This window comes from Salmonella sp. SAL4457, assembly GCF_046548235.1.
In the GTDB taxonomy this organism is placed as follows: Bacteria; Pseudomonadota; Gammaproteobacteria; order Enterobacterales; family Enterobacteriaceae; genus Salmonella; species Salmonella enterica.
The window spans coordinates 1-231 of sequence record NZ_JBGDZO010001450.1 but is presented as its reverse complement, the minus strand read 5'-3'; the positions used below and the strand labels follow the sequence as shown (position 1 = coordinate 231).

The 231-nt window shown below is 51.1% G+C and carries 1 protein-coding gene; it reads left to right on the top strand.

Going from position 1 to position 231, the window contains the following annotated elements; translation table 11 throughout:
- The coding region (locus ACLJNW_RS28980; RefSeq protein ID WP_410962135.1) for a hypothetical protein at positions 1-231 on the top strand (231 nt) is incomplete at both ends.

Genomic DNA, 231 nt, shown 5'->3' with positions numbered 1-231 from the left:
ACAGTACTGAGATCAACGGCCTCACTGTCTATAACGGCAAGCTTTATGCGGGTTCTATTCCCCGAGCCGAAGTCTATCGTTACGAAGGAGAGAAGGAATGGACTCTGTTGAAGAGATTCTTTGCTCCTCAGGGATGGGAACCGATTCCCGTGAAGCATGACACGTCGCTGCCTGAGAGAAGAAAGAGAGTCGGTGAATGGACCCGCGTGACGAGTCTCACTGTCTACAAAG